The following is a 3,087-nucleotide window of genomic DNA, read 5'->3' as shown; positions in this document are numbered from 1 at the left end:
GCCCCGATTGCGTCTGCTGCAGATCTTACGGTTGGGTATTTTCTGGAATGGCCGATGCCGTTTCAGTACGCGAAGGCGACTGGGATGTATGACGAGGCGCTCGGGATGGAGGTGAACTGGGTTTCCTTCGATACCGGGACGGCGATGTCGGCGGCGATGGCGTCGGGGGATGTGCAGATCTCCGTGAGCCAGGGGTTGCCGCCCTTCGTGGTCGCGACCTCGGCCGGGCAGGATCTGCAGATTGTCGATATCGCCGTGTCCTATTCGGAGAATGACAATTGCGTCGTCGCCGAGGCGCTGGAGATCGACAAGGACAGCGCCAAGGAGCTTGAGGGCAAGAAGGTCGGTGTGCCGATCGGCACCGCCGCGCATTACGGTTTCCTCAAGCAGATGAGCCATTTCGGCGTCGATATCACCTCGATGGAGATCGTCGACATGGCGCCGGCCGATGGCGCGGCGGCCTTTGCGCAGGGCAATCTCGACATGGTCTGCGGCTGGGGCGGCGGCCTGCGTCGGATGCTGGAGCATGGCAATGTGCTGCTGACCGGCGCGGAGAAGGAAGAGCTTGGCATCCTCGTGGTCGACGTGACCTCGGCGCCGGCGAATTTCGTGGCGGAAGGGGCCGAGACGCTGGAGGCCTTCCTGGCTGTCACCGCCAAGGCCAACGCGATGTGGAACGCGGGCGAGACCAAGGCCGAGATGCTGGAAGTGATCGCCAAGGATGCGGGCATGGATCTGGAGGCCACCGAGGCGACCATCGGGACCTTCGAATTCCCCTCGGTCGAGGAGCAGCTGGGCGAGAAATGGCTCGGCGGCGGCCTGCCGGCTTTCATGCTCGGCGTGGCGCAGGTCTTCCAGGAGGCCGGTTCCATCCCCGCCGCGCTCGAGTCCTATGAAGACGCGGTGGCCCCCGGCCCGCTGACCAGCGTCGGCGAGATGTGATTGACGTGGGGGCCGCGGCACAGCGGCCCCCCCTTTTTTCCGATGCCTTCCCTTCCCCAAGTCCGGAGAACCGCCCCTGATGGACGGCCTGCATATCGAGCATCTGACGATGCGTTTCGACCTGCCCAACAATGACCACGTGCTGGCGCTCAGGGATGTGTCGCTGGAGATCAATACCGGCGAGATCGTCTCGGTCCTTGGCCCCTCTGGTTGCGGCAAGACCACGCTGCTGAACATCGTCGCCGGCTTCCTGGCGCCGACCGACGGGCAGGTCCGGATGAACGGCCACACGGTCACCGGCCCCGATGCCGAGCGCGGCATGGTGTTCCAGAAGGGCGCGCTTTTCGAGTGGATGAGCGTGCGCAAGAACGTGGATTTCGGCCCGCGGATGAAGGGCATGGCCAAGGCCGAGCGGGACGGGATCGTCGATCACCTGCTGGAGGTCGTGGGCCTGCAGGACTTCAAGGAGAAGGCGGTTTACGAGCTGTCGGGCGGCATGCAGCAGCGGGTGGCGCTGGCGCGCTGCCTGGCCAATGATCCGGACGTGATCCTGATGGACGAGCCGCTGGGCGCGCTGGACGCGCTGACGCGGGAGAAGATGCAGGGGCTTGTGCTCAAGCTCTGGAAAGAGACCGGCAAGACGGTGATCCTGATCACCCATTCGGTCGAGGAGGCGCTGCTTCTGGGCGAACGGCTGATCGTGATGGCGCCGCGTCCCGGTCGGATCTATCGCGAATACAACCTTCCCTTCGCCGATCGCGGCGTCGGGGCCGACTTGCGCGAGGTCAAGAAGGACCCCGCCTTCGCCGAGACGCGGGACGAGATCCTGTCGATGATCTGGGAGATGGAAGAGGAAATCATGGGTCGCGCGGAGGATGTGGCATGACCGGGCTTGTCCTGCTTGGCATCTATGTCGGGCTCTTTGTCGGCGGCTTTTTCCTCGCCCGGCTGATCCGCTCGCTCAGCAAGAAGGAACATGACTACACCTCGCTCAAGACGGTGACCTTTGGCGACGAGAGCGCCATTCGGCCGGACCGCTGGGGCTCGATCTTCTCGATCCTGGTGATCTTCATCATCTGGGCGGCGTTCACGGGCTCCAAATGGGCGCCGTTCCACGTGCCGGGGCCGTTCATGGGCGAGACCAGCTTCAGCTACACCGCGACCGACGCTTCCGGGACGACGGATGAGGCGCGGGTCGATATCCTTGTCCATCCGGTGGGCGAGAAGGTGAAGCCGGCCGAGATCGATCCCGGGAGCGGCTTCGCGGCCAATGACAGCGCGTCTGTCGGCGCCTGGCGCTCGGTGCTGATCAAGGCGGTGGGCAATGACGGCGAGGGGGCGACGGTCACGGCCGTGGACGGCAAGCCGATCGCGCCGGGCGAGCGGGTCAAGGTCTCCGACGGCGCGGTGACGATGACGGCCAAGGGCTCGCTGAATTTCGAGCCGGCCAAGGGGCTGCAGATGGAGCCGATCTGGATGCCGCCGCCCGAGGCCGTGCTGGACCGGTTCTTCGAGATCGCGACCGAGGGCTACCAGAACTTCACGCTCTGGGAGCACCTGGGCTGGTCGCTCTTGCGGGTTGTCGCGGGCTTCGTGCTCGGCTCGCTTGTGGGCATCCCGCTGGGCTATGCGATGGGTCTGTCGGGCTGGGTGCGGGGCTGGTTCGACCCGATTGTCGAGTTCATGCGCCCGGTGCCGCCGCTGGCGCTGATCCCGCTGGTGATCATCTGGTTCGGGATCTGGGAGACGGGCAAGATCGTGCTGCTGTTCCTGGCCGCGCTCTGGATCATGACGATCGCGGCGCGGGCAGGGGTGTCGGGTGTGAACATCTCGAAGGTGCACGCGGCCTATTCGCTGGGGGCGAGCAAGCGGCAGGTTCTGCAGCATGTGATCGTGCCGAACTCGCTGCCGGAGATCTTCACCGGCGCGCGGGTTGCGATGGGTGTGTGCTGGGGCACGGTTGTCGCGGCCGAGCTTGTGGCGGCACAGAAGGGGGCGGGGATGATGATCATCGCGGCCTCGAAGTTCCAGCTCACCGACATCGTGATCATGGGCATCATCCTGATCGGCATCATCGGCTACGGCATCGACATCCTCATGCGCATCGCCGAACGCATCCTCGTCCCGTGGAAAGGCCGCGCCTGA

At 65.1% G+C, this 3,087-nt stretch carries 3 protein-coding genes; all 3 read left to right on the top strand.

Going from position 1 to position 3,087, the window contains the following annotated elements; translation table 11 throughout:
* Positions 1 to 6: 6 nt before the first annotated feature.
* The 3 genes from R3X27_RS25340 to R3X27_RS25330 all read left to right on the top strand — a co-directional run bounded on the left by R3X27_RS25340 (position 7) and on the right by R3X27_RS25330 (position 3,087).
* Positions 7 to 942, top strand: coding sequence for an ABC transporter substrate-binding protein (locus R3X27_RS25340; RefSeq protein WP_317711694.1), 936 nt, complete (start codon positions 7 to 9; stop codon positions 940 to 942).
* 79 nt (positions 943 to 1,021) lie between these two features.
* A complete protein-coding gene (locus R3X27_RS25335) occupies positions 1,022 to 1,828 on the top strand; it encodes an ABC transporter ATP-binding protein (RefSeq protein WP_317711693.1) in 807 nt (268 codons plus the stop codon).
* Positions 1,825 to 3,087 carry an ABC transporter permease gene (locus tag R3X27_RS25330; protein ID WP_317711692.1) on the top strand — a complete coding sequence of 421 codons (1,263 nt, stop codon included), beginning with the start codon at positions 1,825 to 1,827 and terminating at the stop codon, positions 3,085 to 3,087. The genes R3X27_RS25335 and R3X27_RS25330 overlap by 4 nt, the downstream gene beginning before the upstream one ends.

The sequence above is a fragment of the Tropicimonas sp. TH_r6 genome, assembly GCF_033101155.1.
In the GTDB taxonomy this organism is placed as follows: Bacteria; Pseudomonadota; Alphaproteobacteria; order Rhodobacterales; family Rhodobacteraceae; genus Tropicimonas.
This window is presented reverse-complemented; position numbering and strand designations above follow the sequence as displayed.

What these genes read in the sequence shown, in the direction of transcription:
- R3X27_RS25335 (WP_317711693.1), top strand. Translation starts at nt 1,022, where the DNA reads ATGGACGGCCTGCATATCGAGCATCTGACGATGCGTTTCGACCTGCCC.
- R3X27_RS25330 (WP_317711692.1), top strand. Translation starts at nt 1,825, where the DNA reads ATGACCGGGCTTGTCCTGCTTGGCATCTATGTCGGGCTCTTTGTCGGC.